The following is an 18889-nucleotide window of genomic DNA, read 5'->3' as shown; positions in this document are numbered from 1 at the left end:
GGAGCCAAGCCTGCGGGCCTTGCTCCTTTCGGTGGTCATCTAATCACGCAGTCTCCCGCTTTGGGAAGGGGAGAGGGCCTTCACGCTTTCGGGAGGGTGCCTCCGTTTAGCGCGTCAGCCGCAGTTCATGTTGCCGGTCGCGACGCAATCCTGGCGCTGCATGAAGTGGGTGATGGCCGGGAAGGCGAACCAGCCGCCGAGGAGGACGAGGGCGACGATCGCCAGCACGATGACCGCGAAGAGATTGCCGTTCTCGCCCATCCATAGCCCCCTTGCCGCCTTAGAAAGATAGGGCGGTCGCCTGCATGACAAGCGGCAGGTGCTGCACCTTTTCAAGCACCGCTTCCGGCATCGGCTCGTCGAGAGAGACGAGGCAGATCGCGTCTCCCCCTTCGGCGGCGCGGCCGAGGTGGAAGGTCGCGATGTTGATGCCGGCATCGGCCAGCGCCACGCCGAAGCGGCCGATAAAGCCCGGCTTGTCCTGGTTGGTGACGTAGAGCATGTGGCGCGCGAAATCCGCCTCCACCGGGATGCCCTTGATCTCCACCAGGCGCGGCTTCGAGCCGGCGAAGAGCGTGCCGGCGACGGAACGCGTCATGGTGGGGGTGGCCACGGTCAGGCGGATCAGCGTCTGATATTCGCTGGCCCGGTCATGCACCGTCTCGGTCACCTCGATGCCGCGCTCGCGGGCGAGGACCGGGGCGTTCACCATGTTGGCGCCGGTGATCATCGGCGCCATAAGGCCGGCCAGCGCCGCCGCCGTCAGCGGCTTCTGGTTGATGTGGCTGACAGCCCCCTCGTATTCGATGGTAACCTGGGTGATCACGCCATCCTTTGCCTGGGTGAGCTGGCCCGCGAATTCGCCGAGACGGCGGGCGAGTTCCATGTAGGGGCGCACGCGCGGCGCATCCTCGGCCGAGATCGCCGGCACGTTGATGGCGTTCGCGACCGCCCCCGTCAGCAGATAGTCGCTCATCTGCTCGGCGACCTGCAGCGCCACGTTCTCCTGAGCTTCCGCGGTGGAGGCACCGAGATGCGGGGTGCACACGACCTGATCGAGCGCGAAGAGCGGATTCTCCTTGGCAGGCTCGACCTCGAAGACGTCGAGTGCGGCACCGGCGACCTTGCCGGACTGGAGACCTTCGAGCAGCGCTGCTTCGTCAACCAGGCCGCCGCGGGCGCAGTTGATGATGCGCACGCCGGGCTTCATGGCGGCGATGGCGGCGGCGTTGATGATGTAGCGCGTGCCCTCCACCAGCGGCGTGTGCAGGGTGATGAAGTCAGAGCGGGTGAAGATCTCGCCAAGTTCGACCTTCTCGACCCCGAGTTCGACGGCGCGCTTCTCGGACAGGAAGGGATCGAAGGCGATGACCTTCATCTTCAGGCCGACCGCGCGATCGGCAACGATGGAGCCGATGTTGCCGCAGCCGATGATGCCGAGCGTCTTCGCCGTTAGTTCCACGCCCATGAAGCGGTTCTTCTCCCACTTGCCGGCCCGTGTGGAGGCGGTCGCCTCCGGCAACTGGCGGGCGAGCGCGAACATCATGGCGATGGCGTGCTCGGCCGTGGTGATGGCATTGCCGAAGGGCGTGTTCATGACGACGACGCCGCGCGCCGTCGCCGCCTTGATGTCGACGTTGTCGACGCCGATACCGGCGCGGCCGACGACCTTGAGGTTGTCTGCTTCTTCCAGCAGCTCCTTCGTCACCTTCGTGGCCGAGCGGATGGCAAGCCCGTCATACTGGCCGATGATGGCGCGGAGTTCCGGCGGGGTGAGCCCGGTCTTGACGTCCGTCTCGATGCCGCGCGTGCGGAAGATCTCGATGGCGGCAGGGGAAAGCTTGTCGGCGATGAGAACCTTGGGAGCCATGCGTCTTACTCCGCAGCCTTGGAGGCAGAAAATTCGGTGGCGACCTGGGCATGTGCCCAGTCGAGCCAGGGGAGGAGCGCCTTGATGTCGGCGGTCTCTACGGTCGCACCGCCCCAGATGCGCAGGCCCGCTGGCGCATCGCGGTAGGAGGCGATATCGTAGGCGACGCCTTCGGCTTCCAGAAGACCGGCGAGTTTCTTGGCGGCCTTCGCCTGGGTTGCGGCATCAAGCGTCTTGAACCAGGGCGCGTCGATGACGAGGCAGATGGAGGTCGAGGAACGGATGGCGGCGTCGGCCGCGAGGAAGCGCGCCCAGTCGCTGCCCTCCACCCATGCGGCGATCGCTGCGAGATTGGCTTCGGTGCGCGCAATCAGTCCCTTCAGGCCGCCGGCCTGCTCGGCCCAGCGCAGCCCGTCCAGCGCGTCCTCGACGCAGAGCATGGAGGGGGTATTGATGGTTTCGCCGAGGAAGATGCCGTCGATCAGCTTGCCGCCCTTGGTCATGCGGAAGATCTTGGGCAGCGGGCGATCGGGCTTGAAGCTTTCGAGCCGCGCGACGGCGCGGGGCGAGAGGGCCAGCATGCCGTGCGCCGCTTCGCCGCCCAGCACCTTCTGCCAGGACCAGGTGACGACATCGAGCTTGTCCCAGGGCAGTTCCATTGCGAAGGCGGCCGAGGTAGCGTCGCAGATCACCAGCCCTTCGCGGTCGGCCGCAATGAAATCGCCGTTCGCATAGCGCACGCCCGAGGTCGTCCCGTTCCAGGCGAGCACGACGTCATGCGCGGGATCGACCGCGGCAAGATCGGGAAGTGCGCCATAGGCCGCCGTCAGCACCCGCGCATCGGCAAGCTTGAGCTGCTTCAGCACATCGGTCGCCCAGCCTTCGGAGAAGCTCTCATGGGCCAGCACGTCGACCGGGCGGGCGCCGAGCAGGGACCAGAGCGCCATTTCGACGGCGCCGGTGTCGGAGGCGGGAACGATCCCTAGCTTCCAATCCGCCGGCATGCCGAGGATCGCTTTCGAGCGGGTAATGACCTCGGCGATTCGCGCCTTCGGCTCTTTCGCGCGATGGCTGCGGCCGAGCAGCGCGCCTTCGAGCGCCGCGAGCGTGAAGCCCGGACGTTTGGCACAGGGGCCGGAGGAGAAATTGGGATTCTGCGGACGGATGTCCGGCTTGGTGACGAGCGCCATGTTTTGGCTCTCCCTTTCAGAAGAGAAGCACCCCGGTGGGGGGGTGTGACCCACCGTCGCCTTTAGAGGAAGGGAGGACGCTCCGCAATCGCCGTAACCGAGGGCAGGGCTGCGCCGAATGAAATATCACGAGACGGACGGGCTATCGGCTCGGCCAGCCGCGGGCTAGGGTGCGCGCATGACCTGCTCTCGCCACCGCCCGAGGTGACGCCGCGATGACCGCCGAGGGGGAACGGCAGCTCGCCGGCCTGATGGCCGCTGCACAAGGGGGCGACGCCGCCAGCTACCAGCGACTGCTGAAGGAATGCCTGCCCCTCGTCGCCGCCGTCGCGCGGCGGCAGGGCATGCCGCCGGATCAGGTGGACGACGTGGTGCAGGAGGTGCTGATCGCCATTCACCGGGCACGCGCGACCTACGACCCGACACGGCCCTTCCTGCCGTGGCTGCGAGCGATCGCCGAGCGCCGGGCGATCGATGCGCTGCGGCGTCGCGGCCGCCAGGCAGGGCGCGAGATTTTCGACCCGCTAGCCTATGAGAACCACCCGGATGGAGAGGAGACGGCGGACGCCGGGCTCGACCGCGAGGAGCGCGTGGCGGCCTTACGGGCCGAGATCGAAAGCCTGCCTGCCGGCCAGCGGCAGGCGGCCGAGCGGCTGGGACTGTCGGGTCAGACATTAGAGGAGGCGGCTGCGGAAACCGGCCGATCGAAGACGGCGTTGAAGGTCAATCTGCATCGGGCGGTCAAGGCGCTGCGCGCCCGCATGGGCGTGCCCCCGCGGGATGGGGAGACCGACGATGTCTGAGCCTCTGCCGCACGACCGGCTGATCGCCGACCTCTCGCGGGACCTCAAGCCGGTGAAGCGGGTGCGGCCGACGCGGCTGGTCCTGCTCTGGCTCTTCGCCGTGGTGCTGACGGCCGATCTCTTTGCCGTGCGGGCCGATCTGCACGCCATGATGGCGCGGCTGATGTTACAGCCGTACATGTGGCAGGCCGCGCTCAGCTCAGCCGTGACGGCGCTTCTCGCCGTGATCGCCGCCTTCATGACCGGAATGCCGGGGCGCAGCCCGCGCTGGTCGCTGCTGCCCGTGCCGGCGCTCATCTGGTGGCTCTGCGAGGGCGGCATGGGCTTCGCCCATATCTGGCGCCTGCCGGTCTTGCAGGACGCGAGCATGGTGGGGGCGGAATACAGCTTCGGCTTCATCCTTCTGGTCTCGCTGCCCCTCTCCGCCTTGCTGGCGCTTCTGCTGCGCCGGACCTACCCCTTGCGTCCGAGGCTGACCGCGACCCTCGCGGGACTCGCGGCGTCTGCCGCCGCGGCAACCCTGCTCAATTTCTTCCACGCCTATGACGGCTCGCTCTCCGATCTCGTGGCGCATGTGGCCTCGGTCGCGATCGTCATCGGCCTCAATCGCCTGTGCGCCCGCTGGCTGTTCCGGTAAGATCGCGGATGGACGCCTGGGGGAAGGGGGGCCATGAGCGATACCTATGACCGCGACTTCTACGCCTGGGCCAATGAGCAGGCGGCCCTGCTGCGCGCGGGCAAGCTGGCTGAGGCCGACATCGCCCACATTGCCGAGGAAATCGAAAGCATGGGGCGGAGCGAAAAGCGCGAGCTTATCAACCGGCTGAGCGTGCTGCTGCTGCATCTGCTGAAATGGCAGTATCAACCCGCACTTCGTGGTGCGAGTTGGGAAGCGACCATCAAGGTTCAGCGCAATCTGCTGTCCGATCATCTTGAGGATAATCCCAGTCTGAAGGCGATGCTGAGCCAGGCCATTGCCCGGGCCTACGAAAACGCAGTCATCGAAGCAGCGGCTGAAACCAGGCTTGCTTCCAGCGCATTCCCTGGCACCTGCCCCTGGACCTTCGCGCAGATCATGGACCCCGACTTCTGGCCGGGCTGAGCGACATCCTCGCAGGCGAATGGCGTCTGCTGCGCCGCATCCGGGACGTGAGCGGCGGCCCGATGGGCCGGCTGTCCGGCATCGCGCGCGTCACGTCTGCCTCCCCTGGGAGTCTGACCTATGCGGAAGATGGGCTGCTGACGCTGGGGGCGATGCAGACGGAGGCGCGGCAAAGCTACCGCTACCAAGAGACCCCGACAGGCTATCGCGTCTTCTTCGCCGACGGCCGCTTCTTCCATGACCTGCGGCCGGAGCACGGACGGGCCCACGTCTCCCACGACTGCGCGCCCGACCTCTATCGGGGCCGCTACCGTGTCGAGACCGCCGACCGCTGGTGGCTGTCCTGGCGCATCACCGGGCCACGCAAGGATCTGGTGATCGCGTCCCTCTTTTTACGACTCGGCTGACGTCGCCCGGGCGGCCGCGAGGATCGTGCCGTCCGGCCTCTGCAGCAGCAGCGCGAAGGCCTCGCCTTCCGGCCGAGCCGCTGTCCACGTGGCGGGGGCGCCAGACCAATCCGCAACCTTGATTACCGACCGCACGATGTCCGCCTCGGTCTCCGTCAGCCCGGCATTCTCGCCATGGCCGATCGGAGTGCGGTGGCTGCGGTCATAGCCGACGAGCCACAGCGTCCCGTCACCCGGGCCCCCGCCCGCCGCGATGCGGAGGTGGCCACCCTCGGCCGTCAGGCTCAGCATGATGGGCGCGCGCGCCCGGGCGCCGCTTTCGGCTGCCACGATCGCCTGCCTGACGCCGTCGCGATCCGAGCCGATCGCTTGGGCGACACCGCCCACGACGATCTGCGGCGTATAGGTTTCCGTGTGCAGAAGCCGGTCATAGGCGACCTGGCGTGCGGTGGCGGCGGCCAGCGAGAAAGGATCGTGCCAGCCGAGGGCGTTCCAGTAATCCACATGAAAATCGAGGACGAGGAGATCGGGCCGCGTGCGGGCGAGTTCGGCGGCATAGGCATCGGCCGGGGGACAGGAGGAGCAGCCTTGGGAGGTGAAAAGCTCCACCACGATCGGCTCGCCGAGAGAGGCCGCGGTCGCCATGGCATAAGGCAGGGAGAGGCCGGCGAGCACCGTCGCTCCTGCCAGAAGACTGCGCATCCATCCCATGGTCGACACCGTTGCGGCTGTTCTGTCCGCTTTTCGCGGCGTCGGGTCTGGCGGTTACCTGGTCTGGGCCAGACGCCCCCTGGCAAGACGGCCGCCGAAGCGCCGCGCCGGCTCCTCGACCAGACGCCAGGTGAGCGTCGCCAGCACCAGAATCACGGCGAGCACGACGCCGCTCCAGACCAGCGACGTTGTGACCGGCGCGAGATGAAGGGAGGCCGGCGGCAGGAAGACGAAGGCGAGGCTCGCGATCGTCGGATGCAGGAGATAGATCGAGAAAGAAATCTGTCCGAGCCAGAAGAGCGGCGCGCATCCGAGTGCGGCGGAGAAACGCCCGCGCTCGCTCGCCAGGGCGAGGATCAGCAGCGCGGCCCAGAGCGGCAGATCCTGCGGCGCGCGCGTGGCAAGCGCCAGCACCATGCCGGCGCAGGCGAAAATTCCGAGCAGATCGGCGATCCGGGCCGAAGGTCGGGGCAGCAGCACGCTCGCCTGTTGCAGCACCATGCCGAGGGTGAAGCCCGCCAGGCCGCGCTGGATGGCGGGCCAGCCCCAGACCAGTTCGGAATGCGCGTGCCGCTCCCACAGGCAGGCGAGGACCAGCAGGATCAAGGTGCCGGCCAGCGGCCGTGGGCGCAGCAGCCGCAGGGCGATGGGGAAGAGCAGGTAGCACAGCATCTCGACGCCGATCGACCAGCTCACCGTGTTCCAGGTCAGGCCATGGATCAGATAGGGCTGCAGCAGCAGCGCCACGATCGGCAGGTCGCCGAGGCGCTGGCTCGGATCTTGGCTGCCGGTCAGCGCGACCTCACGGAGCCAGAGGGCGAGGAGAAGGGCCAGTACGAAGAGGTGCAGCGGATAGATGCGAAAGACCCGCTTGAGGAGGAAGGCGCGTGCCTCGGCCCAGCCCGCCAGGTCGCGGTGGACGGCGGTGATGACGAAGCCCGAGAGGACGAAGAAGACGTCGACCGCGAGGTAGCCGGGCTTGAAGACCGCGGCACCGGCCGGATAGCCGAGCAGGCCGAGACCGAATTGCAGGTGCAGCCCGACCACCCAGAGGGCGGCGATGCCTCGGAGCGCGGTCAGCGCACGGTTCTGGTGCCGCAGCGGCGCGGCGGCAGCCTGGCTCAAGTGGCGCCGAGTGCGGCGATGCGCGCCGGGTCCAGCGTCACCCCGTGGTTGAGCGGCCCATGACCCTGCCCAAGGCCCGGCGCATCCGCGATGGCGGCGGCGACGTAGGCGCGAGCACGGCGAATGGCGGCTTCGAGCGCCATCCCCTGGGCGAGCCCCGCGGCGATGGCCGAAGCGAGGGTGCAGCCCGTGCCGTGGGTGCTGGTGGAATCAATGCGGGGCCCGCTGATGGCGACGATGCCATCGGCGTTCGCCAGCAGATCCGTCACCACCTCGCCCGGCAGGTGGCCGCCTTTGACGAGCACGGCCTGCGCGCCCGTGGCGAGCAGCGCGCGCGCGGCGGCAACCTGGGCCTCCGCATCGTTGATGCGATGGCCGAGCAGCAACTCGGCTTCGGGGATATTGGGGGTAATGACGGTGGCGCGCGGTAGGAGGCGCGTGCGCAGCGCCGCCAGCGCTTCTGACGATTGCAGGCGGTCACCGCTGGTCGCGACCATCACCGGGTCCATCACGAAGGGCAGGTCGGCAGGCTGGCTTTCCAGAAAATCCGCCACCGTCTCGATGCTCGCGGTGTCGGGCAGCATGCCGGTCTTCACCGCATCTGCGCCGATATCGGCCATTACCGCATCGATCTGGGCGCGGAGAAAGGCGGGCGGCACGGGCATCACGCCGCTGACCCCGCGCGTGTTCTGCGCCGTCAGTGCCGCGAGCGCCGTCGTCGCGAAGCCACCCATCGCCATGACGGATTTGATGTCGGCCTGGATGCCGGCGCCGCCGCCGCTATCGGAGCCGGCGATGACGAGGACACGACCCGCAGCGTAGGCCATCAGGCGGCGGTTTCGGGCGCGCGGGCGACGGCGGCGATGACCTCGCAGAGTTCGCCGACGATGCGGGCGATCAGCGCCTCGTCCTCGGCCTCCGCCATGACGCGGATCAGCGGTTCCGTGCCCGAGGGGCGAATGAGCAGCCGGCCTTCGGGGCCGAGCGCGGCCTCGGCTTCGGTGATGGCTGCCTGAACGCGGGCATCGCCGAGAGGGGACGGACCGCCGAAACGCACGTTGCGCAGGAGCTGTGGCGAGGGGCGGAAGACGCGGCACACTTCCGAAGCCGGGCGGCCCTGGCGCACGAGCACCGCGAGGACCTGCATGGCCGCCACCAGCCCGTCTCCCGTCGTCGCGAAATCGGAGAGGATGACGTGGCCCGATTGTTCGCCGCCGAGATTGATGCCGAGTGCCCGCATGCGCTCGGCGACGTAGCGGTCCCCGACCTTCGTGCGGTGCAGGTCGAGCCCGAGGTCACGCAGGAATCTCTGCAGGCCGAGGTTGGACATGACGGTGGCGACGATGCCGCTGCCGGTCAGCCGATCGCTCTTGGCCCAGGATTGCGCGATGAGGGCGAGGATCTGATCGCCGTCGATGATCTCGCCATGCTCGTCGGACATGATAAGCCGGTCCGCATCGCCGTCGAGCGCGATGCCGATATCCGCGCTGTGCTCGACGACGGCGGCGCAGAGCTGATCGGGAACCGTCGAGCCGCAGCCGCGATTGATGTTGAAGCCATCGGGGGTTACGCCGAGCGGGATGACATGGGCGCCGAGTTCCCACAGCGCCGTCGGCGCCACGCGATAGGCGGCGCCATTGGCGCAATCGAGCACGATCTTGAGCCCGTCGAGCCGCAGGCCCTTGGGGAAGGTCGCCTTCACGCCTTCGATGTAGCGGCCCGCGGCGTCGTTCAGGCGTCGCGCACGGCCAAGCGCATCGGGGGCGGCGAGCTGCGGTTCGAGGTCGGCGGCCATTTCGGCTTCGATGCGGGCCTCGTGTTCGTCCGACAGCTTCACACCGTCGGGGCCGAAGAGCTTGATGCCGTTGTCTTCGAAGGGATTGTGCGAGGCCGAGATCATGACCCCGAGATCGGCGCGCAGGCTGCGGGTGAGCATGGCGATGGCGGGGGTAGGCAGGGGGCCGGCGAGCACCACGTCCATCCCGGCAGAGAGGAAGCCTGCGGTCAGCGCCTGCTCGATCATATAGCCGGAGAGGCGGGTATCCTTGCCGATCAGCACCTGATGGCGGTGGCTGCCGCGGGTGAACATGAGGCCGGCCGCCTGGCCGAGGCGCAAGGCGGTCTCCACCGTCATGGGATGGGTATTGGCGCGGCCGCGGATGCCATCCGTGCCGAAGAGCGACCGGGCGGGGGCGGCCGTCTGGCCCTTGGTGCCTGTGCTCATGATCCTGTCCGCCTCGTGCAATCCGTCTTGAAGTCGCTTGGTGTAGCGAGGCCCAGGCGGCCAGGCAATTCAGGGCTGGTATCAGAGGGTTTCGAGGAGAGTCACTCCTTCTGCCTTCGCGGCAGTGATCAGCGCCTTATCCCGGGTCGCGAGCGGAATGCGATGCTTCAACGCCAAGGCCAGGTAGGACGCATCATAAGCTGTAAGCTCGTATCGTTCACAGAGCTGGGGTTCGGCTCCCCAGGTGCTGAGTTCTCCCCAAATATCGCGCCCCACTTCGATCTGGATTGGAAGATCATGGAGAAAAACCAGGAATTCGATCCGTTGCGTCCGCGTGATGCGTCTCCGCCTCTCGGCAATGAAGAGCACATTCGTTGCTTCGAGAGGCCAAATAGGCGGAGCCATGACCCGCTCCGTCATGACCCGCTCGAGAAGCGCCATCACCGAGGCCGTGCGTTCGTCAGCGAAACACCAAGCGATTGCCACCGAATTGTCGATGACAAATGCCATGGAGCGGTTTACCGGCGCCCCTCTTCGATCAATTGCCTGATGCTCAATCCATCAAGGCGCACACGGGCGCCGAGCTTACGAATCCCCTCCACAGCGGCCTTTTGTCGTGCCCGCCGCGCCGGGTCGAGCAGCGGATCGCCGTTCTCAACCCCGACAATTTTAGCAACAGGCTTGCCGTCACGCGTGATGATGACTTCCTCACCATGTTCCACACGCGCGATCAGAGCCTGGATATTTGCAACAGCGTCGTGTTCCGTGATGGCATCCATGACGGCTTCTCCTAGAGCAGAAGACTTTATCATAGATCGCAGCACGCTTCCGCTTGTTTCGCGAGCCTCTGCCACACCTGCACCGCCTGCACCGTTTCCGGCACGTCATGGACGCGGAGGATCGCCGCACCCTGCGTGAGGGCAAAGAGAGCGGCGGCGAGGGAGCCGCCCAGCCGCCTGGCCGCCACGGCCTCGCCCGAGAGCTGGCCGATGAAGCCCTTGCGCGACAGGCCGATGAGCATGGGGTAGCCGAGCGCTGCGAGCGGAGCGAGATCGCGCAGGAGCGCGACGTTCTGCGGACCGATCTTGGCGAAGCCGAAGCCTGGATCGGTCACGATTGCGTCCGGCGCAATCCCGGCCACCCGTGCCGCCGCGATCTGTTCTGCGAGTTCGCGCGCCACGTCCCGGCCGATGTCCTCATACTGGTTGAGTCCGTTCATCGTCTCGGGCGTGCCGCGCATGTGCATGAGCACGACCGGGGCGCCGCGCCGGGCGACGAGCGCGCGGGCGGCGGGATCATGCGTCAGGGCCGTTACGTCATTGACGATGCGGGCCCCGGCGTCGAGCGCGGCCCCCATGGTGGCCGCGTTGCGGCTATCGACCGACATCACCGCGCCTTGTCCGGCGAGCGTGCGGATGACGGGCAGGATGCGCGCCTGCTCCTCCGCCGGATCGACGGCGGTTGCTCCCGGCCGGGTGCTTTCGCCGCCGATGTCGATGATGTCGGCGCCCGCCTCCAGCATCGCGCGCCCCGCGCCGATGGCCGCTTCCGCCGCCGCATGACGGCCGCCGTCACTGAAGCTGTCCGGCGTCACGTTGAGGATGCCCATCACGCGCGGACGGTCGAGGCTGAGGCCGGCCCAGAGGCGCGGGGGAGGGAGCGGGGACATGCAGGCTCTCCAGGCATTCGCAACCGTGATGAAACGGACATGGCGCACGGCGTGCCACCGGATATCATGGGAAGAGACCTCTGCCACGCGCCACTGCGGCGCCGGGACTGAAGGCGGGGGTGGGAGAGGCGAATGTCTGACGTGAAGCCCGTGCTGCTGCTGACCGGAGCGAGCCGGGGGATCGGCCATGCGACGGTCAAGCTGTTCCAGGAGCGCGGGTGGCGACTGCTCACCGTCTCCCGCCATTCCTCGGAGCTGTGCGGCTGGCCCGGCGCCAAGGAAAGCCACATCCAGGCGGACCTCGAAGACCTGGCGGGGATCGAGGATCTGGCGGCCGAGGTACGCGGCCGCCTGGCCGATGGCCGGTTGCATGCGCTGGTCAACAATGCCGGCATCTCGCCCAAGGGGGCGGAGGGCCGGCGCCTCGGCGTGCTGGAGACGGATGCCGCCCTCTGGGCCAAGGTTCTCAACGTCAACCTCGTCTCCACCGCGCTGCTCGCCCGCGCCCTGATGCCGGAGCTGGAGCGGGCGCGCGGCTCCATCGTGAACGTCACCTCCATCGCGGGGTCGCGCGTGCATCCCTTCGCCGGCGTCGCCTATGCCGCGTCCAAGGCGGCGCTCGCCGCGCTTACCCGCGAGATGGCACATGAATTCGGCGGCCGCGGCGTCCGCGCCAATGCGATCGCGCCGGGCGAGATCGGCACCTCCATCCTGTCAGAAGGGACGGACGAGCTGGTGGCGGCGGAAGTGCCCATGCGCCGCCTGGGCACGACCACGGAAGTGGCAGAGACCATCTATTTTCTCTGCACCGACGCCTCCTCCTACGTGAACGGTTCGGAAATCCACATCAATGGCGGCCAGCATGTGTGAGCGGGTCTCCGGCTAGGCCCGCCCACTCTACCGCTGCCGTCTGCGGCAAAGAAAAACCCCCGGAGGCGGACCTCCGGGGGTTTTTTGGTTTGGTCCCGCGCTCGCGCTCAAGCGGGGTTGGGGGAGGGGCCAATGCCGCCCGGCAGGGGCGCGGGCCGCCCGGCCGTCGGCACCGAGGCCCGGCGGCTTTCCGGCGGCGGCACGTCGTCCACCGGCTTGCGCACCACGGGTTCGCCGCGCAACACGCCGCGTACTTCGTCACCTGACAGCGTCTCGAATTCGAGCAGGGCGCGGGCGATGGCGTGAAGGGCGCCGATATTCTCGGTCAGCAGCCGCTTCGCCTTGGCATAGGCCGCATCGATGATCGACTTGATTTCGGTGTCGATCTCGCGCGCCGTCGCTTCCGAGACGTTCTTGTGCTGCGTCACGGAATGGCCGAGGAACAGCTCCTGGCCGTTGTCGCCATAGGCAATCATGCCGAGCTTATCGCTCATGCCCCATTCCGTGATCATCCGGCGGGACTGGTCGGTTGCCATCTTGATGTCGCCGGCCGCGCCGTTGGAGACCTTGTCCGCGCCGAAGATGATCTCTTCGGCGGCACGGCCGCCCATCGCCATGGTCAGTTCAGACAGCAGCTTGGACTTGCTCTTCGAGTAGCGGTCGCCTTCCGGCAGGCTCATGACGAGGCCGAGCGCCCGGCCGCGCGGAATGATGGTGGCCTTGTGGACCGGGTCGCATTCCGGCTCGAGCATGGCGCAGAGGGCATGCCCCGCCTCGTGATAGGCGGTCATCTTCTTCTCGTCCTCGCTCATCACGAGGGAGCGCCGCTCGGCGCCCATCATCACCTTGTCCTTCGCATCCTCGAATTCGAGCATGGAGACGACGCGCTTGCCGCGGCGGGCGGCGAGCAGCGCGCCCTCGTTGACCAGATTGGCGAGGTCGGCGCCGGAGAAGCCGGGAGTGCCGCGGGCGATGGTCTTCGGGTCGACGTCGGCGGCCAGCGGCACCTTGCGCATGTGGACACGCAGGATACGCTCGCGGCCGTTCACGTCCGGATTGGGCACCACTACCTGGCGGTCGAAGCGGCCCGGTCGCAGCAGCGCCGCGTCCAGGACGTCCGGCCGGTTGGTGGCGGCGATGAGGATGACGCCCTCATTGCTTTCGAAGCCGTCCATCTCCACCAGGAGCTGGTTCAGGGTCTGCTCGCGCTCGTCATTGCCGCCGCCGAGACCCGCACCGCGATGCCGGCCGACGGCGTCGATTTCGTCAATGAAGATGATGCAGGGCGCGTTCTTCTTGCCCTGTTCGAACATGTCGCGCACACGGCTCGCGCCCACACCCACGAACATCTCGACGAAGTCGGAACCGGAGATGGTGAAGAAGGGCACGTTCGCTTCGCCGGCGATGGCGCGGGCGAGCAGCGTCTTACCGGTGCCCGGGGGACCGACCAGCAGCACGCCCTTGGGGATCTTGCCGCCGAGACGCTGGAACTTCTGCGGGTCCTTCAGGAACTCCACGACCTCGCTGAGCTCGACCTTGGCTTCCTCGATGCCCGCGACGTCTTCGAAGGTCACGCGGCCCTGCTTCTCGGTCAGCAGACGGGCGCGGGACTTGCCGAAGCCCATGGCGCGTCCGCCGCCGGATTGCATCTGGCGCAGGAAGAAAATCCAGACGCCGACGAAGAGCAGCATCGGGAACCAGGAGAGCAGGTAGTGGAGCAGCGGGTTGCTGTCGCTATCCGCCGGCTTCGCGACGATCTCGACGTTCTTGCTGGTCAGGGTCTGCACCAGCGACGGGTCGTTCGGGGTATAGGTCTCGAAGGCGCGGCCATCCTTCAGATCGCCGCTGATATTGCGGTCCTGAATGACGACGTCCTTGACGTTGCCCTGGTTCACCTGGCCGAGGAATTCGGAATAGGCCATCTGGGTGACGTTGGAGGAGCCGTTGGTGCCCCGCAGACCGCCGGGCTGGAACAGGCTGAACAGCACGACCAGCAGCAGTGCGATGATCACCCACAAGGCGAGGTTGCGACCGAAATTGCTCATTACGTCATCCAGTTCCTAACCGGCATACAGGCACCAAACACCCGCCTTTGCTCCCTCATCAAGCTGAGCGAAGCGGTGAGAGCATCCAGGGGTCTCCCCGCGAAGGCAAGACCTGATGAGGATGCTAGTCTACCTCGGGACCTTAAAGATAGGACGTCTTTTCGCCCAGCACATCCCTTCCCTCATGCCGGAATGACGCTGCGGTCATGCCGGAAGCGGCGAAACCGATCGTCGCTGGCCGCGTAGGGCCAAAAATCAGCCGATGCTGCGGCAGTGCGGGCTCGGGCCAATCGAGGGCCGGCACGGCCAGAAGGCGGCCGTCCGCGGCGCGGAAGGCCGGCAGAGTCGCCAGCACACGCGCCGGCAGAACGGAGCGGGCGCGAAGCGCGGAGGGCGGGGGGCCGAGCGCGCCGATCCACTGCCCCGGCAGGTCCGCCGTGCCCGCCGGCCGTCGAAAGCGCCCGTCCCACGCCGTGGCCGCCAAAGCTGGGACGGGGGGCGCGCAGGCGGCGGCTTCGCGACAGAGCAGGAAGCCGGGGCCGAGCCGCCCCGCCGGGCGCAGCAGCGTGCCGTGCAGCGAAACACCTGCGCCGATCACGGATGCGGGGTTGGTGGCGAGGGGCGCCACCGTCTCGGCATCGGGCAGGTGTGCCTGGCCGGCGATCATCCGGATCAGGCGGCGGAGCGCCTCCGGCGGCCAGGCCTCATCGTCCGGCAAGAGTGCGAAGCCTTCGGGGCGGATGACGACGTGCCGGGCAAGCCAGGCTGCGACCTCCGCCTCGCGGTCCGTACGGCGCCGGCCATAGAGGCTGGCGGCCTCGACCAAGGCCTGGGTCGCCGGGCCTTGGCCCTCGGCGTCGGCCCGCAAGGCGCGGATACGGGCCCGCGTGTAGCGAAGGTCCCGATTGGTCGGGTCCTCCGCCCAGGAAAGACCCGCGACGCGGAGCGTCGCCCGCAGCCGGCCGGGTGCAAAGCCGAGCAACGGCCGCCACAGGCGCAAGCCTGCGGTCTCGGTGAGCGGGGCCATGCCGGCCAGGCCGTCCGGCCCGCTGCCGCGCAAGCGCCGCATGATCAGTGTCTCCGCCTGGTCCGCCGCATGATGGCCGAGGAGAAGATCGATGAGACCGGCGGCATGGCAGGCCGCCTCCAGCGCCGCATAGCGCGCCTTCCTCGCGCGTTCGGAGAGACCTGGTCTCGATCCGAGACCGCTGAGGCGCAGGATGCGGGCCGGGAGGCCGAGGGTGGCCAGGCGGTTTGCGGTCATCGCCGCTTCCGCGGCCGAGTCTGCCCGCAATCCGTGATCGACGATGAAGGCGATGGCCTCTCCCCCGCGCGCCGCCACCCAATCCCGGGCGAGCAATGCGAGGCAGAGGCTGTCGGCACCGCCGGAGACCGCGAGGCCGAGACGGGGAGGGGCGCCGAACAGGGCCGGCGCCGCAAGGGCGGCCGCGAATTCCGCGGCCGAGACGGGCTGCGCTGCCGTCAGCAGCCCAGCCTCTTATGCTGGGTGGCGATCGGCTGCACGAGGTAGCCCGGCGGCTTCGGGAACTGCGCGTTCAGCGTCTTCAGCGTGTCGCAGGCGGCAGCCTTCTGGTTGATGGCGCCGAGCGTCGTCGCGAGACCGAGCAGGGCGCTCGGCGCCTTACTGCCCTTGTGGTTCATATTATAGGTGTCGTCGAAGGCGAGTGCCGCTTCCTGATAGCGCTTCTGCCCCTGCAGGGACTGGGCGAGGAGGAACTGCGCGTCATAAGCGCGCGGCGACTTGTGGAACTTCACCAGGATTTCGCGGGCGACACCCTCGGAGGTCTTGAAGTCGCCCTGATGCAGGGCGAGCACGCCCTTCTGCATGAGCGCTTCCGGCGTGGGCGCGGCGACCGCCTGCGGGGAGTCGGGGCTGGGCGCGGCCGCGGCGGCACTGCCGGCAGCGGCGCCCGCGGCCTGGCCGGCGGCGGCACCGGCGCCCCCCTGCATCTGGAAGCTGAGATCGCCGATCTGCTTGTTGAGCTGCGCGTTCTGCGTGTTGACCTGATTCTGCAACTGCTGGAGCTGGCCGGTCAGATCGCGCACCTGCTGTTCGAGCGTGCTGACGCGCTGCAGGAGCTGGGCCGTGAGGCCGCCGTTCGCGCCATTGTCCACGGGCGCCTGGCTATTGCCGCCGCCGCCACCGCCGCTGGCCTGAACCTGCTGCACGCTCGCCTGCAGCTGCTGCACCTGATTCTGCAGGGACAGGATCTGGTTCTGCAGCGCGATGCCCTCGCGGCTGGTCACCGACGCATCCTGCGCCCGGGCGGGGCTGGCGAGGAGGAGGAGGCAGAGGGCGCTTGCCGAGAGCCCAGCCAGCAGGGACTTCTTCATGAAAGGACGAATCTCCAGGGGGCAGGTCAACGGGCGCTTCTAGCATCCGCGCTGCCACACGTCATGATGACAGGCTTACCAAAACATTGTCATCGCGCAGGACGCCGATGCGGATGCACCACGAAAAATGGCGGGCAGTTGCCTGCCCGCCATTGTCCGGACCGGAAGCCGCAGCCTCCGGTATCAGGCGAAGGCGATTAGGACGAAGCGCCCATGCCTTCCTGCGGGTTGTGGCCCTGCACGGAGGTGATGGCGTTACGATCCTGCGACCAGGCGGACTCGTCGTTGCCCTGCGCGATCGGACGATCCTTGCCGTAGCTGATCGTCTGGATGCGGGAGCCGCTCACGCCCTGGGCGACCAGGTAGTCGCGGGCGGCGTCGGCGCGGCGCTGGCCGAGAGCCAGGTTGTACTCTTCCGTGCCACGCGGGTCGCAGTTGCCGGCGACGAGAACGGCGACTTCCGGATACTTCTGGAGCCAGCCGGCCTGCTTGCCGAGGGTCGCGGTCGCGTCCGGGCTCAGGTTGGACTTGTTGAAACCAAAGAAGACGCGGTCACCCACGTTCGCAACCAGATCCTCTTCGCTGCCCGGAGCCGGGCCGGAGGTGACGGTCGCGCCTGCACCGGTCGACATGCCGGTTGCGGCGGGCTTGGCGCAGGCAGCCAGCAAAGCAACGGCGGCGAAGGCGCCGAGCATCTTGATGTTCATTTCGATCGTGTCCCTACAGGGGTTCGTGGTGGAAGAGATGGATGCGTCGAAAAAAAGTAGCCAACCGGAAAATTCAACCTGTTGTACTAGGAATCACCAGGCGAAACGGCGCTTAGCGCTTGCCATGGTTACTGGTCAAGCAATGTGAGGGTCATTCGGAGAATTGCAGCCCCTCGTGAAAAAAATGCCACGCTTTGTCAGAGGGCAATGCGTAGCGGACCATGTGCCCTCTAGCGGGTCTCTAGTAAAAAAATCTTTCTGAATCAGCGCATTGGAGCGTGATTTGCAGTCGGCATAGAAACGGCGGCGCTTCTATTTGCCGGCCGCCGCCGCGTGTGGCGCGCCACCTTGCGCAGGCGCAATGGGCGGAAGAGGGCCTTCTCGGACCCCGTTCCGCCCATAGAGACTCAGGACAGCAAGGGCGACCAAGCCGGGTCGGAGGCGCTGGTCGGCGTCTGAATCGCCTGCTCGTTGAAGCCGGTGATGTCGATCGTCACGAGACGGGCCGAAGTGTTGCTGCCGCGCTGGAACATGATGACGCGGCCATTCGGGCAGAAGGTCGGGCTTTCGACATCGAAACTTTCGGACAGGATGCGTTCGCCCGATCCATCCGGCGCCATGACACCGACGGCGAACTGGCCGCCGAGGCGGGTGAAGGCGATGAGGTCGCCGCGCGGCGACCACACGGGATCGGCGTAGCGCCCCTGGCCGAAGCTGATGCGCCGCACGTTCGAGCCGTCGGCGTTCATGACATAGAGCTGCTGGTCGCCACCGCGGTCGGATTCGAAGACGATCTGGCTGCCGTCCGGGCTGTAGCAGGGGTTGACGTCGATTGAGCCGGAATTGGTCAGTGTCCGCACATTACCGCCCGTCAGAGAGCAGGTGATGATGTTCGCCCCGCCATTCTGATACTGCGACATGATGATGCTGTTGCCGTCGGGCGAGAAGCGCGGCGACAGGGTCATGGTGCGGAAATTGCCGACGAGCGACCGCTGCCCGCTGCCGAGGTCGAAGAGATAGACCCGGACGATCTTGTTCACGTAGCTGATGAAGGCGAGCTGATCGCGCGTCGGGCTGAAGCGAGGTCCGAGGGCGGTCCAGCTGCCGTCGGTCAGATAGCGGTTGTTGGCGCCATCCTGATCCATGATGGCGAGACGCCGGGTCGGGTTGCTGGCCGGCCCCGTGTCCGAGATGTAGGCGATGCGGGTATCGAAATAGCCCTTCTCGCCGAGCAGGCGCTGATAGACGACGTCGGCGATGATATGGGCGATGCGGCGCCAGTTGGAGGCCGAGGTGGTGTAAGCGGTGCCTTGCAGCTGGGTGCCGGGCAGCACGTCCCACAGACGGAATTCGACGCGGAGCTGGTCGCCGCTCTGCTGCACGCTGCCGGTGACGAGTGCCTGCGCGCCGGTGCCCTTCCAGGCGCCGAAATCGGGTGCGCCACCCGGCGGCGTCGCCGCGACGCCCGAGCCGTCGACGATGCGGAACAGGCCGCAATTGTTGAGGTCGTTCGAGATCACGCTGACCAGGTCGCCCGCACTGGTGCCGCCGGCGAAGGGCGGGATAGCAATGGGGATCGGCGCCGTGCGCGCATGGCTCACGTCGATGACGGCCGAACCCGCATCACTGCCGCCCGATGCCGGGGCCTGGGCGCTCTGGGCGAAGGCTGGGGCGGCGAGAGCCGTCGCGAGCGTCGTGCCGATCATGCCGCGGCGGCTGATCTTGCGGATCAGGCCGGGGACGCTCGGCGCCGCATCGTCATTGTCACCAGGAAGGCGGAAAATCTCAGTCATGCGTGTTCCTGCTTGCCT

General features: G+C 67.5%; 20 protein-coding genes. 5 read left to right on the top strand and 15 right to left on the bottom strand.

The features are described from left to right. Positions 1-114: 114 nt before the first annotated feature. The 3 genes from ACYQ6W_RS02530 to ACYQ6W_RS02520 are packed head-to-tail and all read right to left on the bottom strand — an operon-like array spanning position 115 to position 3060. The gene (locus ACYQ6W_RS02530; RefSeq protein ID WP_459673370.1) at positions 115-261 is read right to left on the bottom strand and encodes a hypothetical protein; all 147 of its coding nucleotides are present in this window, start codon (positions 259-261) and stop codon (positions 115-117) included. A gap of 19 nt (positions 262-280) precedes the next feature. Further along, entirely contained in the window at positions 281-1870 is a 1590-nt protein-coding gene (gene serA, locus ACYQ6W_RS02525) for a phosphoglycerate dehydrogenase (RefSeq protein ID WP_459673368.1), read from the bottom strand. Between the two features lie 5 nt (positions 1871-1875). Further along, positions 1876-3060 (bottom strand): phosphoserine transaminase, encoded by a 1185-nt coding sequence (locus ACYQ6W_RS02520; RefSeq protein ID WP_459673367.1) that lies wholly within the window; start codon positions 3058-3060, stop codon positions 1876-1878. A 215-nt stretch (positions 3061-3275) separates the two neighbouring features. Between ACYQ6W_RS02520 and ACYQ6W_RS02515 the strand changes: the two genes are divergently transcribed. From ACYQ6W_RS02515 to ACYQ6W_RS02500, 4 genes are read left to right on the top strand one after another with little or no spacing between them, the layout of a single operon-like run. Further along, positions 3276-3863: a sigma-70 family RNA polymerase sigma factor gene (locus ACYQ6W_RS02515; RefSeq protein WP_459673366.1), complete on the top strand. Its 588-nt coding sequence runs from the start codon at positions 3276-3278 to the stop codon at positions 3861-3863. Beyond that, positions 3856-4500, top strand: coding sequence for an NrsF family protein (locus ACYQ6W_RS02510; RefSeq protein WP_459673365.1), 645 nt, complete (start codon positions 3856-3858; stop codon positions 4498-4500). The genes ACYQ6W_RS02515 and ACYQ6W_RS02510 overlap by 8 nt, the downstream gene beginning before the upstream one ends. A gap of 33 nt (positions 4501-4533) precedes the next feature. Next, positions 4534-4965, top strand: coding sequence for a DUF29 domain-containing protein (locus ACYQ6W_RS02505; protein ID WP_459673363.1), 432 nt, complete (start codon positions 4534-4536; stop codon positions 4963-4965). A gap of 47 nt (positions 4966-5012) precedes the next feature. Continuing rightward, positions 5013-5372 (top strand): DUF6314 family protein, encoded by a 360-nt coding sequence (locus tag ACYQ6W_RS02500; protein WP_459673362.1) that lies wholly within the window; start codon positions 5013-5015, stop codon positions 5370-5372. Here ACYQ6W_RS02500 and ACYQ6W_RS02495 read toward each other — a convergent pair. The 7 genes from ACYQ6W_RS02495 to folP form a co-directional block, all read right to left on the bottom strand. Then, positions 5358-6074 carry a DUF1223 domain-containing protein gene (locus ACYQ6W_RS02495; protein WP_459673361.1) on the bottom strand — a complete coding sequence of 239 codons (717 nt, stop codon included), beginning with the start codon at positions 6072-6074 and terminating at the stop codon, positions 5358-5360. The two genes, ACYQ6W_RS02500 and ACYQ6W_RS02495, sit on opposite strands and share 15 nt — an antisense overlap. A 63-nt stretch (positions 6075-6137) precedes the next feature. Continuing rightward, positions 6138-7208: an acyltransferase family protein gene (locus ACYQ6W_RS02490; protein WP_459673360.1), complete on the bottom strand. Its 1071-nt coding sequence runs from the start codon at positions 7206-7208 to the stop codon at positions 6138-6140. Beyond that, positions 7205-8035, bottom strand: coding sequence for a bifunctional hydroxymethylpyrimidine kinase/phosphomethylpyrimidine kinase (gene thiD / locus ACYQ6W_RS02485; RefSeq protein ID WP_459673359.1), 831 nt, complete (start codon positions 8033-8035; stop codon positions 7205-7207). The genes ACYQ6W_RS02490 and thiD overlap by 4 nt, the downstream gene beginning before the upstream one ends. Next, positions 8035-9432, bottom strand: a complete 1398-nt coding sequence (gene glmM, locus ACYQ6W_RS02480; RefSeq protein ID WP_459673357.1) for a phosphoglucosamine mutase — start codon at positions 9430-9432, stop codon at positions 8035-8037. The genes thiD and glmM overlap by 1 nt, the downstream gene beginning before the upstream one ends. Before the next feature lie 81 nt (positions 9433-9513). Then, positions 9514-9942 (bottom strand): type II toxin-antitoxin system VapC family toxin, encoded by a 429-nt coding sequence (locus ACYQ6W_RS02475; RefSeq protein ID WP_459673356.1) that lies wholly within the window; start codon positions 9940-9942, stop codon positions 9514-9516. Between the two features lie 8 nt (positions 9943-9950). Further along, on the bottom strand, positions 9951-10211 hold the full coding sequence (locus tag ACYQ6W_RS02470; RefSeq protein WP_459673355.1) for a type II toxin-antitoxin system Phd/YefM family antitoxin: 261 nt from the start codon (positions 10209-10211) through the stop codon (positions 9951-9953). Between the two features lie 29 nt (positions 10212-10240). Continuing rightward, the gene (gene folP, locus ACYQ6W_RS02465; protein WP_459673354.1) at positions 10241-11101 is read right to left on the bottom strand and encodes a dihydropteroate synthase; all 861 of its coding nucleotides are present in this window, start codon (positions 11099-11101) and stop codon (positions 10241-10243) included. A gap of 132 nt (positions 11102-11233) precedes the next feature. Here folP and ACYQ6W_RS02460 point away from each other — a divergent pair, with 132 nt between their 5' ends. Further along, on the top strand, positions 11234-11971 hold the full coding sequence (locus ACYQ6W_RS02460; RefSeq protein WP_459673353.1) for an SDR family NAD(P)-dependent oxidoreductase: 738 nt from the start codon (positions 11234-11236) through the stop codon (positions 11969-11971). A gap of 107 nt (positions 11972-12078) precedes the next feature. On the opposite strand, the gene ftsH is transcribed toward ACYQ6W_RS02460, so the two are convergent. From ftsH to tolB, 5 genes are all read right to left on the bottom strand, one after another. Continuing rightward, positions 12079-14016, bottom strand: coding sequence for an ATP-dependent zinc metalloprotease FtsH (ftsH, locus tag ACYQ6W_RS02455; RefSeq protein ID WP_459673352.1), 1938 nt, complete (start codon positions 14014-14016; stop codon positions 12079-12081). Positions 14017-14158: 142 nt separating this feature from the next. Then, positions 14159-15442 carry a tRNA lysidine(34) synthetase TilS gene (gene tilS, locus ACYQ6W_RS02450; protein ID WP_459673439.1) on the bottom strand — a complete coding sequence of 428 codons (1284 nt, stop codon included), beginning with the start codon at positions 15440-15442 and terminating at the stop codon, positions 14159-14161. Positions 15443-15498: 56 nt separating this feature from the next. Then, positions 15499-16371, bottom strand: coding sequence for a tetratricopeptide repeat protein (locus ACYQ6W_RS02445; RefSeq protein ID WP_459673351.1), 873 nt, complete (start codon positions 16369-16371; stop codon positions 15499-15501). A gap of 197 nt (positions 16372-16568) precedes the next feature. Then, positions 16569-17078, bottom strand: coding sequence for a peptidoglycan-associated lipoprotein Pal (gene pal / locus ACYQ6W_RS02440; protein WP_459673350.1), 510 nt, complete (start codon positions 17076-17078; stop codon positions 16569-16571). Between the two features lie 407 nt (positions 17079-17485). After that, positions 17486-18871, bottom strand: a complete 1386-nt coding sequence (tolB, locus tag ACYQ6W_RS02435; protein ID WP_459673349.1) for a Tol-Pal system beta propeller repeat protein TolB — start codon at positions 18869-18871, stop codon at positions 17486-17488. Positions 18872-18889: the final 18 nt, after the last annotated feature.

This window comes from Acidisoma sp. 7E03, assembly GCF_054665075.1.
The sequence above is the reverse complement of the archived record's forward strand: the minus strand, read 5'-3'. Positions and strand labels throughout refer to the sequence as shown.

Coding starts and splice junctions, on each gene's coding strand:
- ACYQ6W_RS02530 (WP_459673370.1), bottom strand. CDS start 261: ATGGGCGAGAACGGCAATCTCTTCGCGGTCATCGTGCTGGCGATCGTC.
- serA (WP_459673368.1), bottom strand. CDS start 1,870: ATGGCTCCCAAGGTTCTCATCGCCGACAAGCTTTCCCCTGCCGCCATC.
- ACYQ6W_RS02520 (WP_459673367.1), bottom strand. CDS start 3,060: ATGGCGCTCGTCACCAAGCCGGACATCCGTCCGCAGAATCCCAATTTC.
- ACYQ6W_RS02515 (WP_459673366.1), top strand. CDS start 3,276: ATGACCGCCGAGGGGGAACGGCAGCTCGCCGGCCTGATGGCCGCTGCA.
- ACYQ6W_RS02510 (WP_459673365.1), top strand. CDS start 3,856: ATGTCTGAGCCTCTGCCGCACGACCGGCTGATCGCCGACCTCTCGCGG.
- ACYQ6W_RS02505 (WP_459673363.1), top strand. CDS start 4,534: ATGAGCGATACCTATGACCGCGACTTCTACGCCTGGGCCAATGAGCAG.
- ACYQ6W_RS02495 (WP_459673361.1), bottom strand. CDS start 6,074: ATGCGCAGTCTTCTGGCAGGAGCGACGGTGCTCGCCGGCCTCTCCCTG.
- thiD (WP_459673359.1), bottom strand. CDS start 8,035: ATGGCCTACGCTGCGGGTCGTGTCCTCGTCATCGCCGGCTCCGATAGC.
- glmM (WP_459673357.1), bottom strand. CDS start 9,432: ATGAGCACAGGCACCAAGGGCCAGACGGCCGCCCCCGCCCGGTCGCTC.
- ACYQ6W_RS02475 (WP_459673356.1), bottom strand. CDS start 9,942: ATGGCATTTGTCATCGACAATTCGGTGGCAATCGCTTGGTGTTTCGCT.
- ACYQ6W_RS02470 (WP_459673355.1), bottom strand. CDS start 10,211: ATGGATGCCATCACGGAACACGACGCTGTTGCAAATATCCAGGCTCTG.
- folP (WP_459673354.1), bottom strand. CDS start 11,101: ATGTCCCCGCTCCCTCCCCCGCGCCTCTGGGCCGGCCTCAGCCTCGAC.
- ACYQ6W_RS02460 (WP_459673353.1), top strand. CDS start 11,234: ATGTCTGACGTGAAGCCCGTGCTGCTGCTGACCGGAGCGAGCCGGGGG.
- ftsH (WP_459673352.1), bottom strand. CDS start 14,016: ATGAGCAATTTCGGTCGCAACCTCGCCTTGTGGGTGATCATCGCACTG.
- ACYQ6W_RS02445 (WP_459673351.1), bottom strand. CDS start 16,371: ATGAAGAAGTCCCTGCTGGCTGGGCTCTCGGCAAGCGCCCTCTGCCTC.
- pal (WP_459673350.1), bottom strand. CDS start 17,078: ATGAACATCAAGATGCTCGGCGCCTTCGCCGCCGTTGCTTTGCTGGCT.
- tolB (WP_459673349.1), bottom strand. CDS start 18,871: ATGACTGAGATTTTCCGCCTTCCTGGTGACAATGACGATGCGGCGCCG.